Raw genomic sequence first — 17,323 nt, forward strand, 5'->3', positions numbered from 1 at the left:
TTACTTGGCTGCGTTCATGCGCTTTACAACATCCTGAGTTAGATCAACTTCAGGGTTTGCGAAGTAGGCGGTAGAGGCATCAAGAACCAAGTCCAGTTTCTGCTCTTTAATAATTGCTTCCAGTGCAGTTTTGGCTTTAGGGCCAAGGGAGCCCTGGATTTCCTGACCGACCTGAGCCTCCATCGCACGCAACTTTTTGACCGTAGTCTCAAAATCAGAGCGCTTGAAATTCATTTTACGCTGATACTCGGTCTTCTGCTCATCGGACCAGGTGACACTGTTTTTCTGTGCATCTTCAGCCATTTTCTGCAGTTCGGAACGAATAGATTCTGCACTACTTTGCAGTTTGGAATATTCAGAGCTGGTCTTCAAAGAATTGACCTTTGTCTTGGCTACGTCGGTGCTCATGATCGCAGCCTGCAGGTTAAATACAGCTACCTTGGTCTGCGCCAAGGCAGCTCCAGACAAGGTGATACCGGCCAGCAGGATTGCAATAACTTTTACATTCTTAAGCACTTTGGTCTCTCCAATTGATTTTATTTTATATGCGCTTTTAACGCGCCTAATTTAATTTTTCCTAATGAAATCAGAAGCTATTACCCAGAGTAAACTGGAACACTTCCACATCATCATCCTCGTTTTTCTTCAGGGCCTTAGCCAAACTAAACGTCAGGGGACCAAAGCCTGTCACCCAAGTCAAGCCCACACCTGCAGAAACATTCATCTTGCCAAAATCCACATCGTAACAGTTGATCTGGGTTTCATCACAATTGGTATCGAAAACATTACCCGCATCAATAAAGAAGGCAGACTGCAAGGAGCGCTGATCCTTGATAAAAGGTAATGGGAAGATTACTTCAGCACTACCTTCAATCAAAATATTACCTCCGAATGGATCGGCATCATCGACTGAAGAAGTAGCCAACGTACCATCAGTATCCAGCAAGTAACATTCTTTAGTAATTATCTCACCATCGGTCGCACAACTAGCACCAACATAAAATTCTGCAGGTGTGGATCTAGGGCCTAAAGTATTACGTTCAAAGCCTCGAACTGAACCAAACCCACCCGCATAAAAATTCTCAAAGAAGGGAAGCTCATTCAGGTCACCATAACCATCCCCATACCCTAACCGAGTACGTAAGCGTAGAGTCAAGCTTTTTGTTAGAGGACGGAAATATTGGCCGGTATAAACAAATTTATAGTACTCCAAGTCACTACCTGGAACCGTAAACTCTGCTGAGAAATTTTGTGAGGCTCCCCTAGTAGCCAATATGCCCCTGTTCAAAGTTGAGCGCGCATAGGAAGTAGTCAAAGTAAGGTTATTAAATGCATCCCCATAACGATCAATAAAACCATTTAAATCTGTATTCAATAAGCCTTCATCCAGAGGCATTGATTCGTCTAACGCCTCATCATTATCTAGCGCCAAGTCTACCGCTGCAGATCCATCTATGGTAACGGTGTCATCAAGCCCCTCAATAGGTAAAGGGCTTGATTTAATTTCCTGAACAGAGCGGCCTGATGCAGAAAGTTCCAGATGACTAAAGCCAACATTCAACCCTACTCGGGAAATTTCTGAAACAGGATAACCAAAGCTTACCCCGCCACCGTAAGTTGTGGTGTTGTAGTCTGAGAGGTTTACCTCTGAGTAATCATTCTCACGGAAGAAGACATTAAACCCACGACTAACACCATCCGGCGTAAAGTAAGGGTCTGCATAAGAAAAATTAAGTGCTGTCTGATAGGTAGATACATTCAACCCGATTCCTACCGACTTACCCGTGCCCAGCCAGTTATTTTCTTGGATATTTGCCCCGAGAACGAGGCCACTGCTCTGGGCCCAGCCTAGGGTGCCTCCAATAGAGCCAGAGGGTTGCTCCTCAACAGTATACTCAACATCAATCTGATCCGAGGTACCCGGAACCTCTGTAGTTTCAACCTCTACCCCCTTGAAATAACCAAGACGCTCAAGGCGCACCTTGGATTGCTCGATACGGGCAGAAGAAGCCGAAGCCGATTCCATTTGTCGCAATTCACGACGCAATACCTCGTCAGCGGTACGCGTATTCCCACGGAAGCTAATACGGCGTACATAAGCGCGCTTGCCTGGGTTAATAAAGAAGGTGATTTTTACCGTCTTTTCTTCTTTGTTTGGCTCGGGAATACCATTCACCTCGGCGAAGGTGTAGCCTTCGTTGCCAAGCCGCTTGGTAATGTAATCTGAAGTTGTTGTCATTCTCACCTGAGAGAATGTTTGCCCTTCCCGCACCAGAAGTAGGCGCTTGATTTCCTCTTCCCCTACTACCGGATCACCCGCAAGCTCTACATCACTCACCGTGTAAACATCACCTTCAATTACATTGACAGTAATGAAAACGCTCTGCTTGTCAGGGCTCAGAGAAACTTGGGTGGAATCGATCTGAAAATCTAAATAGCCGCGATCCAGATAGTAAGACTCCAGGCGCTCTAAGTCACCTGTCAGTTTCTCTCGGGAATACTTATCATCACTGCGCAACCAGGACAGCCAACCGGTTGTTTGCAGCTCAAAAATCTCTGCAAGCTCCTCGTCGGAGAAAGCCTTGTTTCCTACAACATTGATGTGCTTAATCGCAGCGACAGATCCCTCATCAACGATCACTCGGAGCTCAACCTGATTGCGTGGCAGCTCCTTCACTTCTGTTTTGACACTGGCACCATAGCGGCCCTGAGCCACATACTGGCGTTCAAGCTCCTGGGCAAGCCCTTCGAGGGTAGCGCGCTTAAAGATCTGCCCTTCCGACAAACCGTTGTCATGCATGCCCTTCAACAGATCTTCAGTTGAAATTGCCTTGTTGCCAGTAATTTCTATTTTTGAAATGGCCGGACGCTCCCGGACAGTCACTACCAAGACGCCATTCTCGCGACCTATCTGGATATCCTCGAAATACCCTGTACGAAACAGTGCCCTGGTTGCACTCTGAATCTCAACAGACTCGATTTCATCTCCCACCCTAACTGGCAGAGCAGAGAAAACTGTGCCGGCAGAGACACGTTGTAATCCTTCCACGCGGATATCGTTGACCACGAACGACTGTGCTAAAGCACTCAGTGGCAGCACTAGGCCGAGGGAGGCCGCTTTCAGGAAATCTTTCATCTACTAATTCCAGGTCTTTTTATTCGCAATCCAGAAGTTATGGCACCGATTAGTGCCCCGTTTCCCCCAACAGCTGAGGGTTTTCCTCTAACGTCCATTCGATATCAATCTAGTCTGAGGTTCTAGGTACCTCAACGGTCTTAACTTCTACAACCTTGAGGTAACCAAGGCGTTCGAGACGCGCTTTGGATTGTTCAATACGGGCGGAAGAAGCTAAAGCAGATTCCATCTGGCGCAACTCTCGACGTAAAACTTCATCCGCTGTACGAGTATTTCCGCGAAAACTAATACGCCGTACGTAAACGCGCTTACCCGGATTGATAAAGAAAGTAACTTTTACCGTCTTATCTTCTTTATCCGCCTCTGGAATACCATTTACATCCGCAAAAGCGTAACCTTTGTTACCCAATCGCTGTGCAATAAAGTCAGAAGTTGTAGTCATTTTCACCTGGGAAAAAGTCTCTCCTTCACGCACTAGCAGCAGACGCCTGATTTCCTCCTCAGGTACTACCGGGTCGCCGGCGAGTTCCACTTCACCAACTGTATAAATATCGCCTTCAGTCATATTGACTGTAATAAACACGCTCTTCTTGTCCGGGCTCAGGGATACTTGTGTAGAATCAATCTGAAATCCCAAATACCCGCGATCCAAGTAATAAGACTGTAGGCGCTCCAGGTCGCCAGTCAGCTTTTCACGAGAATATTTGTCATCTCTGCGCAACCAGGATAGCCAACCGGTAGTCCGCAACTCAAAGATCCCTTTAAGCTCTTCATCTGAAAAAACCCGATTCCCGACGATGTTGATATGCTTAATTGCTGCAACAGAACCTTCATCAACGGTTACGCGAAGTTTCACTTGGTTGCGCGGTAATTCCTTCACCTCCGCCTCCACATTGGCACCATAACGGCCCTGGGCCACATACTGACGCTCAAGCTCCTTAGCCAAGCCTTCGAGAGTTGCCCGCTTAAAGATGTGCCCTTCAGCCAGACCATTTTCCTCCATACCTTTCAGCAGGTCTTCTGTGGCAATCGCCTTATTCCCATTTATCTCGATACTGGAGATAGCAGGCCTCTCCCGAACAATAATAACGAGGATATCGTTCTCACGACTTATCTGAATATCCTCAAAATAACCGGTACGAAATAGCGCACGCGTTAAGCCCTGGACTTCCATTGCTTCGAGTTCATCGCCGACGCGCACCGGAAGTTCCGAGAAAACTGTGCCTGCAGAAACGCGTTGTAATCCCTCCACACGGATATCGCTGACCACGAACGACTGTGCCATAGCACTCACTGCCAGCATCAGGCCGAGGGAGACCGCTTTCAGGAAGTAATTCATCTACTATTCCAGACCTTACTAACTGCAATTCAGGAGTTTCAGCATTACAAGAGAGCTCCCTATCCCAAGCACAATTTTTCACATCCAATCGGTGAGTCAGAATTTTTTCTCAAATTACAAGCGCAAAATATCGTTGTATAGCGCAAGCCCCATAATGCAGAGCACGAGAGCCATACCTACCTGCAGCCCGATCATCTGAACCCTCTCAGAAACAGGAGAGCCCTTGATCGCCTCAATACCGTAGTAAAGAAGGTGACCACCATCGAGTACCGGAATAGGTAGCAGATTGAGTACACCGAGACTGATACTGAGCAGGGCCAAAAGTGACAAGAATGACTGCCATCCAGCTTCTGCAGAAGTACCCGCCACTTTAGCAATGGTGATTGGACCACTCAAGTTTTTGGTTGAAAGTTGACCAAATATCAACTTTTTCAAGCTATTCAGGGTGAATACAGTTTTATCCCAGGTCTCCTGTAAACCCTTTGAAAAAGCCCCCAGAACTCCGTAGTGAAAAACCCGCACCCGCTCCTCCGGCCAGCGCTCAGTTATAGGGCTAACCCCTATACGGCCGATTCGCTCACCGCTATCCAGTGCCACTTCTGCTGGAGTTACCGAAAGCGCCAAGCGCTGCCCCTGGCGATCAACCTCTACCTGGAGAGGCACACCGGCGCGGGCACGAACATATTCACTCCACTCTTTCCAACCGGAAAAGGCCCGCCCATCAGTTCCCACTATCTCATCTCCGGGGCGAATCCCCGCGGCACTGGCAGGGCTCCCCTTGGAAACACTGTGAAGTTTCATACTCACGGGCGGCGTCCAGAGCTCCAAACCCACCTCAGACAGCGGGTCAGCTACCTCTTTGCCTGATAGCCAGCGGTTGATATCCGCGACCATTTGGTACTCAAGATTGGAATCTGGATAGCGTACGGAAAACTCGATGCTTCCACTGTCGCCTAGGCGATTCGCTAAGCGCCAATTCAGAGCCTGCCAGGTTGGTGTGCTCTGACCATCGACGGCAATAATTTCCTGACCGGACTCCAGCCCTGCTACCTCGGCGATACTTCCGGGTTTTACCGCGCTAATGATGGGTACTGGGCCGGCACTGCCCCCCATAAACACTACCCAAAAGAGTACTATTGCCAATAGGAAGTTTGCGGCCGGCCCTGCAGCAGCAATTGCCATTCGCGCCCAGACACTCTTGCGATTGAAAGCATGATCCAGTTCATGACTGGCAACTTTGCCCTCCCGCTCATCAAGCATCTTGACGTAACCGCCAAGAGGAATAGCCGAAATAGTAAATTCTGTACCGTGGCGGTCATAACGGGAAATGAGGCGGCGGCCAAAGCCCACGGAAAAACGCAGCACCTTGACTCCACAGAGACGTGCTACAAGAAAGTGTCCAAACTCGTGGAAGGATACCAGTACACCGAGAGCCACCAAGGCCCAGATTGCCGTCTGAATTAAATCCATACTCAGTTACAGTCTCTTTTCATGCGCAAACCCCGGCATTATACGCCTACCGACTTATTAGAGCGCCCCAAGGGTTCGCTCAGTCAGCTCCCGCGCATTGAGATCAATGGTTTCGACTGCGTCCAGCCCCGTCAGTTCAACTACCGCAGTGCTATTCATCACTTTTTCTATAGCAGCTGCAATACTAGTAAACGCAATGCGCCCCTGTAAAAACGCCTCAACCGCGATTTCATTTGCTGCATTCAGCACCGTAGGCGCACTTCCTCCCATGTCAATAGCCTCCTGGGCCAGGCGCAGGCAAGGAAAGCGTTGATAGTCAGGGGCTTCAAAATCCAACCGCCCCTGAGTAATTAAGTCGAGAGCAGGCACCCCGGCATCAATCCGCTTAGGAAAGGCTAGAGCATGGGCTATTGGCGTACGCATGTCCGGGTTCCCCATCTGAGCAAGCAGTGATCCATCCCTATACTGGACCATAGAGTGAATAATGCTCTGCGGATGCACCACCACCTCAATTTGCTCCGGTCGTGCATTGAACAGGTAGCAGGCCTCAATAAATTCCAACCCTTTGTTCATCATGGTGGCGGAATCCACCGAAATCTTCCGCCCCATGGACCAATTTGGGTGTGCACAAGCTTCGTCTGGTGTCACCTTATATAGATCGCCGGTATCGCGTGTACGGAAAGGCCCCCCGGAACCTGTAAGTAAAATTTTCTCCACACCCGCCTCTTCCAAGCTCTCACACGGAGATGGTAAACACTGGAAAATTGCGTTGTGCTCACTGTCCACAGGTAACAACTGGGCGCCGCTGGCATGCAGGGCTCGCAGGAATACAGGGCCAGCCATAACCAGCGCCTCTTTATTGGCGAGCAGCACTTTTTTCCCAGCCTCAACCGCCGCAAGTGTCGGGCGTAAGCCGGCAGCACCGACGATTGCCGCCATCACCACATCAGTCTCATCCTCTGAGGCTACCCGACATAGGCCCTCGGCACCCGATAGCACTTCAGTATCCACTCCCTCTGCTAGCAGCGCCCGTAAGTCTTCAGCCTTTTCAGCACCGTTAACCACGGCATAGCGGGGATTAAATCTGCGGCACTGCTGAGCTAGCTCCGCCACTCTCTCATTGGCGGTCAAGGCAAATATTGAGTACTGCTGCGGATGGCGGGCAAGTACATCCAGCGTACTAACTCCGATTGAGCCTGTGGAGCCTAGTACGGTTACCGCCTGTGGGGAATTACCTTGCATGAGCGCTCGCTAAACCTGGGAAACTGTTGGCGCCATCACTCCACTCACACCTCGCCAACCTGAGGCAGTGCGAACAAAATGACATAACACCGGAAAAGAGTTCAAAAGGGCAAATGAGCCCATTACAGATACTTGGGTAACTCACTGGCGAGAGCGGCCATAGTAAATACCGGCAGAGCAGCGGAAAGGCTGTCGAGCCTGTCCATAATCCCCCCGTGCCCTGGTAGTATATGGCTGCTGTCCTTGATACCCCGATGTCGCTTGAACATGCTTTCCAGGAGATCGCCTATTACAGAAGCAAGAGCAGTGACAAGGACACCAAAGGTAAAGAGAAGAGTGTTCTTTAAAGGCAGTGCAAATAAGAATGAGGTCCCAAGTGCAAGTATCAGGCATGCCCCAAGACCACCAAAAAAGCCCTCCCAAGATTTGCCTGGGCTGACTTCGCGCGCCAGTTTGCGTCTACCGTACTTGCGTCCTACGAAATAAGCGCCCACATCTGCCGCCACAACAATAGCGACTACATAGAGCACCAACCAGGCACCGTGATCAAGTCCTCGGAGAATCACAAGAGAGAGCCAGCTGGGCACAAGAACCAACAGTCCCACCATGCCGCGCACCCAGCGATTGCCCCAAAGCATAGCGCTGGCGGGGTAGCTCTGGACCCAAAGGAAAGCAAGAGCCCACCAGCCGCAGGCCACCGCCAATATCTGACGGGCTCGATCTATATCCGGTGAAGCAAACTCCATAGAAAATACATACTGCGCGGTTAGAACAAGAGTACCACCCAGTAATGCAAGAAAAACGAAACGCAGAGCGCGATTCAGATTAGAAAGATTGGCCCACTCCCAGCCGCCCAGCAATACTACAGCGACAAAAACCAGCGTATACCACTGTATCGGCAGAAAAAATAGCACCCCTGCAAACAGTACCAGCAATACCAGCGCAGTAATTATTCTTTGTTTTAGCACCGAAAACCCCTTTCATCTGGACCCGCATTTCAGATCGCACTCTTCTCGCGACCCGGAATACCCCGGTGTAGTATTCCTAAATTTCACACAGGCAAAAAAATAGCCGCGCCTCCGGCCCAATATCAATCAGGCCTGCGCAGCCGTGTCCCCTTCGCCAGCCCGGCCGCCGAAACGACGATCGCGCTGTTGAAATGCCGCAATTGCCGCATCCAGAGCGGCCTCACCAAAGTCAGGCCACAGTGTATCTGTAAAATAGAGTTCGCTGTAGGCGGCCTGCCATAAAATAAAATTGCTGATACGTTGCTCTCCACTGGATCTTATCAGCAGATCCACCGCAGGCAAATCGGCGAGTTGTATATTGCTACCGACTGCCTCTTCGTCGATAGCATCGAGCGAGCGTTCACCTTTTAACACTTGTTCCGCTAATTGGCGTGCTGCCTGAGTAATATCCCAACGCCCGCCATAGTCAGCAGCAATAACCAAGTTACCCTGACTACCCTCTCGAGTAATCTCCTCCGCTTCAGCTATTGCACGCTGTAATCGGGGGGAGAAACGATCGCGACGCCCAATCACCCGCAAACGAATACCTTCATCGCACATACGACGGGCCTCTTTGCGCAAATATGAGTGAAACAGGCTCATTAAGAGCTCCACCTCTTTGGGCGGGCGCTGCCAGTTCTCACTGGAAAAGGCGAACAATGTCAGAACTTCAACCCCGCGGCTCCTACACGCAGAAAGGAGATCGCGAATACGCTCGACTCCGGCTTTGTGGCCCGCTGAGGGAGCGAGCCCCCTGCGGGCGGCCCAGCGACCATTGCCATCCATGATGATGGCAATATGCCTGGGGCTAGTCAGCTCGGTACCACCGATGCTCATTAAATTTCCATCAGGTCTTTTTCTTTGACCGCGAGTGATTTATCAACATCCGCAACAAACTGATCTGTAATCTTCTGAATATCATCGCCAGCACGACGTTCGTCGTCCTCAGAGATTTCTTTGTCCTTTACCAGGGACTTCACTTCCGCCAAAGAATCACGACGGATATTGCGGATAGATACACGCGCAGTCTCAGCCTCGCCGCGAGCCTGACGAATAAAGTTCTTTCGAGTCTCTTCGGTCAGCATCGGCATCGGAATACGAATAACCGCTCCGGCAGTACTGGGGTTCAGACCCAGATCGGACTTCATGATTGCCTTCTCGATATCCGGAACCAGATTCTTCTCCCAGGGAGTTACCGACAAGGTACGCGCATCCTCAACAGTGACGTTGGCAACCTGAGACAGTGGAGTATCGGAGCCATAGTAGGAAACATGAATACCGTCGAGAATACTCGGGTGCGCGCGGCCGGTGCGAATTTTATTGAAATTATTGGCCAGTGCGTCGAGCGCCTTGCCCATACGAGTCTTAGCGTCTTTTTTGATATCTTCAATCACGATTTCACTTCCTCTTCGATTAGCGTGCCTTCCTCACCGCCCACAACAATATTGAGCAGCGCCCCGGTCTTATCCATGCGGAACACCCGCACAGGCATGTTGTGCTCCCGGCAGAGGCAGATTGCAGTTAAATCCATTACGCCTAGCTTCTTATCCAGAACCTCGTCATAGGTGAGCTGATCATAGCGAGTTGCACTCGGATCCAGGACCGGATCAGCCGAGTAAACACCATCCACCTTTGTGGCTTTCAATACCAGCTCAGCCTCAATTTCAATCCCGCGCAAACAGGCTGCAGAGTCCGTGGTAAAAAACGGATTGCCAGTTCCCGCAGCAAAAATCAGCACCTCGCCACGCTCCAAATAGCGAATTGCTGCGCGGCGGTCATAGTGATCCACAATGCCGCTCATCTGGATTGAGGACATAACTCGCGAAGAGATATCGGATCTCTCCAGGGCATCGCGCAGGGCCAGGGCATTCATCACCGTGGCCAACATTCCCATATGATCGCCGGTTACCCGATCAAGGCCCGCAGCACTCAGTGCCGCTCCGCGAAACAGGTTACCCCCGCCCACAACCAAACCAACCTGAACACCAATACCGACGAGCTGGCCAATTTCCAGGGCCATCTTATCCAGCACCTTGGGGCTGATACCAAAGCCCTGGTCGCCCATCAGCTCTTCGCCGCTGAGCTTTAACAGAATTCTTTTATATTTGCGGTCTTTAATACCGGGCATTCGTCGGTCCTCTCAAATGTACCTGTTTAGTGGCCAAGTATTGCCGCCGAACATTACAACACTTTCAGTCAATTACACAGAGGGGTGCCCCGCTGTAGGCATAAGACCCCCAGCGGAAGCACCCCACCGTGAGCGGGTACCGAGGCACCCACATTATTCGATCAGGAAGAGGATTTAACCTGAGCGGCAACTTCCGCTGCAAAATCAACTTCTTCTTTTTCGATACCTTCACCCACTTCGAAGCGAATGAAAGAAGTTACATCAGCACCGGCATCTTTAACCAGCTTGCCAATGCTCACGTCTGGATTCTTAACGAACGGCTGCTCTACCAAGCTGTTCTCTTTCAGGAACTTCTTGATACGACCACCCATCATCTTCTCTACGATTTCAGCCGGCTTGCCTTCCATATCTGGCTGGGCCTTGATGATATCCTTCTCTTTTTCCAGAACGTCGGCAGGCATATCTTCCGGCTTGTTTACCTGAGGGTTAACTGCGGTTACGTGCATGGCGACGTCTTTTGCCAGCTCAACCTCACCAGCGCTCAGAGCGACCAGAGCCGCAATACGATTGTTGGAGTGTACATAGGCACCCACGACCGGGGCTTCAACCAGCTCGATCCGGCGCACACCAATGTTCTCGCCGATCTTTTGAACCAGTGCTTCGCGAGCAGTTTCCAGCTCACCTTCCATCAGGGCAGCGACATCCTGTTGGCGCTCAGTAAATGCCTTATCAACAACCTTGGCAACAAAAGCCTGGAAGTTATCGTCACGGGCAACGAAATCAGTTTCAGAGTTCACCTCGATCAACACACCGAAGCTGCCATCTTCAGCAACTTTAGCGGCAACAACGCCGTCGGCAGCGGTGCGGCCAGCTTTCTTTGCAGCCTTCAGGCCAGAGGCTTTGCGCAGATCTTCGATTGCTTTCTCGATATCGCCATCCGCTGCGGTGAGTGCTTTCTTACACTCCATCATTGGCAGGCCGGTGCGCTCACGCAGTTCTTTTACCATAGACGCGGTAATCGCCATGATTCTTTCCTCGGGGTTCTGTCACTAAAAATTAGAAAAAAGGGGCCGTAATTTGGGCCCCTTTTTGAGTTCGCAATGTAACGCTATTGGGTTACACCACTTCGCCCTGCAAATTACTCTGCAGCAGCTTCGTCATCGCTAGCTTCGACGTACTCGTCTTTATTCACTGCGCTGCCAGCTTCAGCTGCACCGGCGAGAACCGCATCGGCTACAACAGTGGTGTACAGCTTGATCGCGCGAATAGCGTCGTCGTTACCGGGAATTACGTAGTCAACACCAATCGGGTCGCTATTGGTATCAACAACACCAATTACGGGGATGCCCAGCTTGTTGGCTTCCTGGATAGCAATGCGCTCGTGCTCAACATCGATTACGAAGATCGCATCGGGCAGGCCGCCCATATCCTTGATACCACCGATGGAGCGCTCGAGCTTATCCATGGTGCGAGTACGCATCAGGGCTTCTTTCTTGGTCAGCTTCTCGAAAGTACCGTCCTGGGACTGAACTTCCAGGTCGCGGAAACGCTTGATGGAAGCGCGAATGGTTTTATAGTTGGTGAGCATACCACCCAGCCAGCGGTTGCTGACATATGGCTGGCCACAGCGCTCAGCCTGCTCTTTGATAGATTTCTGTGCAGCACGCTTGGTGCCAACAAACATAATCTTTTTCTTTTGAGCAGCCATCCCCTTGATCACCTGCAGGGCTTCATTGAAAGCCGGTACAGTGTGCTCCAGGTTGATGATATGAATTTTGTTGCGGGCACCAAAGATGTATTGACCCATCTTCGGGTTCCAGTAACGAGTCTGGTGACCAAAGTGAACACCAGCCTGCAGCATATCGCGCATGCTTACTTGCGGCATAATAAACCTCTAAATATACGGGTTAGTCCTCCACACATCCCATGCGTCAACCCCTTCTGAGGCACCCAGACACATGTGCCGATGCGTGTGCGGCATTTTCACCCCGGGAGCATCCCGGAGCGGCGCGCTTTATACCACAATCCAGCACCCGAGTGAAGGACAGTCGAGAATTTGGCGCGCAGGGGTTGTGTCCAACGCACGCAGCGCCTCCATGCCTGTGAGCTATGCCCAGCCGCCGGCAATCCGCTACAATATCGCGCCGCGGTGGGTACAGCCCGCCTTCAACTACTGACCTAAGGACACGCATGACTTCAGCCATTAAGACCCCGGAACAGATTGCCAAGATGCGTATCGCAGGCCGCCTCGCAGCAGAGGTCCTGGAGATGATTGGCGAGCATGTCATTCCCGGTGTCACTACGGAAGAACTGGACCGGCGCTGCCATGAACACATCGTTAACGTGCAAAAGGCCATACCCGCATGCCTCGGCTACCGCGGCTTCCCAAAGTCCATCTGTACATCTGTCAACGAAGTGGTCTGCCACGGCATACCCTCCGAAAGTAAAGTGCTGAAAAAAGGCGACATCATCAATATTGATGTCACCGTGATCAAAGATGGCTGGTTTGGAGATACCAGCAAGATGTTTTTTGTTGGCAAGCCAGCCGCACATGCCGAGCGGCTGGTGCGGGTAACTCAGGAGTGCATGTACAAAGCTATTGAGATTGTGCGCCCAGGCACTACCCTAGGCGATATTGGCCATGTGATTCAGCAACATGCCGAGAAAAACTACTACACCGTAGTGCGCGACTTCTGCGGTCATGGTATCGGCGATGTATTCCATGAGGAGCCTCAAATTCTGCACTACGGCCAGCCTGGAACCGGCGAAGTGCTGCAGGAGGGCATGACCTTTACCATTGAGCCAATGATCAATGCCGGCAAAGCCGCCACCCGCGTTCTCGGCGACGGCTGGACTGCAATCACCAAAGATCGCCGCCTGTCCGCCCAGTGGGAGCACACTATGGCGGTCACCAGCAATGGTGTTGAGGTTTTAACCGCCCGCAGTGAGGAACAGTTTTAGCCCGTGCGCCTAGCTTGCGCCCTCAGTAAAAGATGCAAAGACCCGCCGCCAAGCGGCGGGACACAGTCAAATGGACTCCGCCCATGCAGCCGGCCCACATCCCCCACTTTGAACGGCCTCTATTTTTCTTTGATCAGGCCAGATTTCGCCGAGATTTGGCCGCCGGCGAAAAGCCACCCCTACAAGTTTTTAAGGATGCCGTCGGCGCTGCCGAGCATCAGATGACAGAGCGGTTTCGCGAGGGCGAAGATGTAAACACTCTGATTCATGAAAGAGCCCTATTCGTGGACTGTTTACTGCACTACGCATGGCATCAGTACGAATGGAAACCCGGCACAGGGCTGCTCGCAGTCGGCGGCTATGGACGTGGTGAGCTACACCCTCACTCAGATATCGACCTGTTAATACTTACTAATGGCCGCTCGGACTCGAAGACAATCGACAATATTGAGCGCTTTGTGGCACTCCTTTGGGACCTGGGCTTGGATATCGGCCACTCGGTACGTGGTGTCGAGGAGTGCCTGGAACTTGGCGCCCAAGATATAACCGTGATGACCAACCTCACAGAGTCGCGTACGGTGGTTGGCGATGCCGCACCAGGAGAACACCTGGCATCCTCTTTAGAGCGCAACAAACTATGGTCCACTGTAGACTTCTTCCACGCAAAACTCGCTGAGCAGGAAGAGCGCCACAACCGCCAACAAGCGGCGGAATATATTCTCGAGCCCAACATAAAGAACTCCCCCGGGGGATTGCGCGACATCCAGACCATCGCCTGGGTCGCCAAGTACTTCTTTCGGGTGCGCACACTTAAACAGTTGCAAGGCAAGGCTTTTTTTACTGAGGAGGAGTTTGCCATCCTCCAGTCTGGCGAGAGTTTTCTTTGGCGTGTTCGCTATGGACTCCACCTGCTTGCCGGGCGTGCGGAGGAACGCCTGCTGTTTGATTACCAAAGGGAGCTGGCAAATCAGTTTGGTTACAAGGACAGTAATAACCAACTGGCGGTAGAGCAGTTTATGCACAGCTACTACCGCACTGTAATGGCACTGCGCCAACTGAACGATGTACTTCTCCAATATCTCGGCGAAGCAATTCTGGCACCCGGCGGCGAGCAGGATATCACCCCCATTAACGAACGCTTCCAGCTTCGCGGTTGTGCGATTGAAGTTACTCACCCACAGGTTTTCAGCCAGTACCCCTCAGCATTGCTGGAAATTTTTGTACTGATGGCGAGAAATCCGCAGATCACCCGGGTGCGCGCCTCTACTATCCGCCTGATTCGCGAACACCGGCATTTGATCGACCGAGACTTCCGTTTAAATACCGCCAACAGCGAACTGTTTATGCAGTTATTACGTTCCCCGCGGGGGCTATCCACGCAGTTATCGCGCATGACTCGTTACGGAATTCTAGGGCGATATCTACCGGAGTTTGGACGTGTTACCGGTCAGATGCAGCACGACCTTTTCCACATTTACACCGTAGACGCCCACACCTTGCAGGTAGTGCGCAATATGCGCAGTTTCCGCAGTCCAGAAGCGAGGGAAAAATTTCCCATCGCTGCGGACATACTAGGTCGCATGCGTCAACCAGAGTTGCTTTATATCGCGGGCCTCTACCACGATATTGCCAAAGGCCGCGGCGGCGACCACTCCAAGCTGGGAGTAGTAGATGCAACTGAATTCTGCCAGCGACACCAACTGCCCGCCCGCGACCGGCGACTGGTCTGCTGGCTGGTAGAAAAACACTTATTGATGAGCCAGGTATCCCAGAAACAGGACATCAGCGACCCCGAAGTAGTACATGCTTTCGCCCGCGAAGTTGGTGACCGCGAGCATCTCGACTACCTATACGCACTCACAGTGGCCGACATCAATGCCACCAATCCGGAGCTGTGGAACAGCTGGCGCGCGAGCCTGATGCGTCAGCTCTACCAAGCTACCCAACATGCCCTGCGCCGCGGCCTGGAAAACCCTATAGATCGGGAAGAAATTATCGAGGAAACCCGCAGCCTTGCTTTAGAAAAGCTACAGGCAATGGGGTTGCCCGAAGCTTCAGTAGTTAATATCTGGGCACAGATGGGCGAGGACTATTTTGTACGCGAGAGTGCAGACAACATTACCTGGCACACTGCCGCTATCCATGAGCTGCACAGCAATGCCCCCCTGGAGCAAAGCGACACCTTGGTGTTGACCCGCAATTCCGGCCCCGGTGAGCACGACGGTGCCACCCAAGTATTCGTATACACTCCCGACCGGGCCAATGTTTTTGCTGCCGCTGTGACCGGACTCGATATGCTCAACTTAAGTGTGCACGACGCCCGACTTTATAATTCCGCCTCCGGATACACATTGGACACCTTCTACGTACTGGATGAGTCCGGCCAACCCCTGCTTGACGAACCGCAGCGACTACAGCAAATTCGGCTTACGTTGCAGGAGGAGCTGGCCCTGGTGGAGGACTACTCCAAGGTGATCCAGCGTCGCACCCCCCGCCGCCTAAAAATGTTTGAACTGGAGAGCCAGGCGCACCTATCAGCCGAACCCGGAGACCTGTATAGCACCCTGGAAATAACCAGTGCCGACAGGCCCGGCTTGCTGGCCCGTATTGCGCGTATTTTTATCGCCCATGACCTGCGCCTGCACAACGCTAAAATTTCCACGCTCGGCGAGCGAGTGGAAGACATTTTCCATATTACCGATGCAGAGGGACGAGCTCTCTGTGACAACGAGATCAATCGCTCACTGGAAGAGGCAATCTGCCGGGAACTGGACGACCACACCACACCGCACTAATAACTATTGAGAGAGCGTATGAGACTGCTATGAACCCCAACCTGGAAAAGTTGCAGCCCTACCCATTCACTAAACTGCAAGCGCTGAAAGAGGGCTTGGAGGCAGCAGACAAGCCGCATATTGCCCTCTCTATTGGTGAACCAAAGCATGCCCCACCCGGTTTTGTCCGCGGTAAGCTGGTTCAACACCTGGACAAGCTTTCCTCCTACCCGCTCACAAAGGGACTGGAATCACTGCGTGTGACAATCGCAGAATGGCTGCGCAAACGCTTCCACCTGGACCAGCTATGTGCGGAAACTCAGGTGCTACCAGTAAACGGTACCCGCGAGGCGCTATTCGCTTTTGCCCAAGCCATAGTGACACCGGGCAGTAAAGTGCTTATGCCCAACCCCTTTTACCAGATCTATGAAGGCGCAACACTGCTTGCCGGTGCTCAGCCACATTTTATAAATTGTGTGAAGGCCAACGGCTTCAAACCCGACTTTGCCTCCATCCCCGAGTCAGTTTGGCAACAATGCGAACTGCTGTATATCTGCTCACCGGGAAACCCTACTGGCGCGCTGTTGGAAGTAACAGATTTACAGCAACTGATCCAGCTTGCTGATCGCTACGATTTCACTATCGCCTCAGATGAATGCTACTCAGAAATCTATTTCGATGAAGCATCACCACCCACCGGATTACTGCAGGCATGCAAAGATCTCGGCCGCAACGATTATCGCCGCTGTGTGGTATTTCACAGCCTTTCCAAACGCTCAAACCTGCCCGGCCTCCGCTCGGGGTTTGTAGCCGGCGACGCGCAACTGCTGGATAAATTTCTGCTCTATCGCACTTACCACGGCTGCGCTATGCCTCTGCCAAACCAGTATGCGTCCATCGCAGCCTGGCAGGATGAAGAGCATGTAAGACAAAACCGTACACTCTATCAACAGAAATTTGATGCGGTACTTGATATTCTCGATGGTTGCCTCGAAGTGAGTTTCCCTCAGGCAAGCTTTTACCTCTGGCCGCGCGTCGGTCATGGAGAGAGTTTTGCCCGCGAGCTATTTTGCCAGCAGAACATTACCGTTTTGCCAGGCGCCTTCCTCGCACGCGAAAACGAGCACTTAAACCCGGGAAGTGAATACGTACGCATGGCCCTGGTAGCGACGCTTGAGGAGTGCGTGGAAGCCGCTCGGCGCATCAAAACCTTTTGCAGCTAGCACAAACACTCGGACACAAAAAATACATCCCGGAGCCCCAGGC

General features: G+C 51.8%; 13 protein-coding genes and 1 pseudogene. 3 read left to right on the top strand and 11 right to left on the bottom strand.

All coding sequences use genetic code 11. From position 1 onward, the window contains the following. The 11 genes and pseudogenes from G367_RS0112725 to rpsB all read right to left on the bottom strand — a co-directional run bounded on the left by G367_RS0112725 (nucleotide 1) and on the right by rpsB (nucleotide 12,207). Nucleotides 1-516 (bottom strand): OmpH/Skp family outer membrane protein, encoded by a 516-nt coding sequence (locus G367_RS0112725; protein WP_020413517.1) that lies wholly within the window; start codon nucleotides 514-516, stop codon nucleotides 1-3. A gap of 70 nt (nucleotides 517-586) precedes the next feature. Continuing rightward, nucleotides 587-3,136 (bottom strand): outer membrane protein assembly factor BamA, encoded by a 2,550-nt coding sequence (gene bamA, locus G367_RS0112730; protein ID WP_020413518.1) that lies wholly within the window; start codon nucleotides 3,134-3,136, stop codon nucleotides 587-589. Nucleotides 3,137-3,248: 112 nt separating this feature from the next. Next, nucleotides 3,249-4,475: pseudogene (gene bamA, locus G367_RS23820) on the bottom strand (outer membrane protein assembly factor BamA); the annotation flags it as partial. 114 nt (nucleotides 4,476-4,589) lie between these two features. Next, nucleotides 4,590-5,945, bottom strand: a complete 1,356-nt coding sequence (rseP, locus tag G367_RS0112740; RefSeq protein WP_020413520.1) for an RIP metalloprotease RseP — start codon at nucleotides 5,943-5,945, stop codon at nucleotides 4,590-4,592. A gap of 57 nt (nucleotides 5,946-6,002) precedes the next feature. Next, entirely contained in the window at nucleotides 6,003-7,187 is a 1,185-nt protein-coding gene (gene ispC, locus G367_RS0112745; protein ID WP_020413521.1) for a 1-deoxy-D-xylulose-5-phosphate reductoisomerase, read from the bottom strand. 122 nt (nucleotides 7,188-7,309) lie between these two features. Continuing rightward, nucleotides 7,310-8,155, bottom strand: coding sequence for a phosphatidate cytidylyltransferase (locus tag G367_RS0112750; protein ID WP_020413522.1), 846 nt, complete (start codon nucleotides 8,153-8,155; stop codon nucleotides 7,310-7,312). Nucleotides 8,156-8,281: 126 nt separating this feature from the next. Next, complete coding sequence (uppS, locus tag G367_RS0112755; protein ID WP_020413523.1) at nucleotides 8,282-9,031, bottom strand: polyprenyl diphosphate synthase; 750 nt, start codon at nucleotides 9,029-9,031, stop codon at nucleotides 8,282-8,284. Next, nucleotides 9,031-9,588, bottom strand: coding sequence for a ribosome recycling factor (gene frr, locus G367_RS0112760; RefSeq protein ID WP_020413524.1), 558 nt, complete (start codon nucleotides 9,586-9,588; stop codon nucleotides 9,031-9,033). The genes uppS and frr overlap by 1 nt, the downstream gene beginning before the upstream one ends. Further along, complete coding sequence (pyrH, locus tag G367_RS0112765) at nucleotides 9,585-10,322, bottom strand: UMP kinase (protein ID WP_020413525.1); 738 nt, start codon at nucleotides 10,320-10,322, stop codon at nucleotides 9,585-9,587. The genes frr and pyrH overlap by 4 nt, the downstream gene beginning before the upstream one ends. Nucleotides 10,323-10,483: 161 nt before the next feature. After that, complete coding sequence (tsf, locus tag G367_RS0112770) at nucleotides 10,484-11,347, bottom strand: translation elongation factor Ts (protein ID WP_020413526.1); 864 nt, start codon at nucleotides 11,345-11,347, stop codon at nucleotides 10,484-10,486. A gap of 113 nt (nucleotides 11,348-11,460) precedes the next feature. Beyond that, nucleotides 11,461-12,207 carry a 30S ribosomal protein S2 gene (gene rpsB, locus G367_RS0112775; protein WP_020413527.1) on the bottom strand — a complete coding sequence of 249 codons (747 nt, stop codon included), beginning with the start codon at nucleotides 12,205-12,207 and terminating at the stop codon, nucleotides 11,461-11,463. 305 nt (nucleotides 12,208-12,512) lie between these two features. Here rpsB and map point away from each other — a divergent pair, with 305 nt between their 5' ends. The 3 genes from map (at nucleotide 12,513) to dapC (ending at nucleotide 17,280) form a co-directional block, all read left to right on the top strand. Next, entirely contained in the window at nucleotides 12,513-13,283 is a 771-nt protein-coding gene (map, locus tag G367_RS0112780; protein WP_020413528.1) for a type I methionyl aminopeptidase, read from the top strand. An 83-nt stretch (nucleotides 13,284-13,366) separates the two neighbouring features. Then, nucleotides 13,367-16,078: a [protein-PII] uridylyltransferase gene (locus G367_RS0112785; RefSeq protein ID WP_020413529.1), complete on the top strand. Its 2,712-nt coding sequence runs from the start codon at nucleotides 13,367-13,369 to the stop codon at nucleotides 16,076-16,078. A 29-nt stretch (nucleotides 16,079-16,107) separates the two neighbouring features. Further along, nucleotides 16,108-17,280: a succinyldiaminopimelate transaminase gene (dapC, locus tag G367_RS0112790; protein ID WP_020413530.1), complete on the top strand. Its 1,173-nt coding sequence runs from the start codon at nucleotides 16,108-16,110 to the stop codon at nucleotides 17,278-17,280. Nucleotides 17,281-17,323 lie beyond the last annotated feature (43 nt).

Origin of the sequence: Microbulbifer variabilis ATCC 700307 (assembly GCF_000380565.1) — a bacterium.
Lineage (GTDB): Bacteria > Pseudomonadota > Gammaproteobacteria > Pseudomonadales > Cellvibrionaceae > Microbulbifer > Microbulbifer variabilis.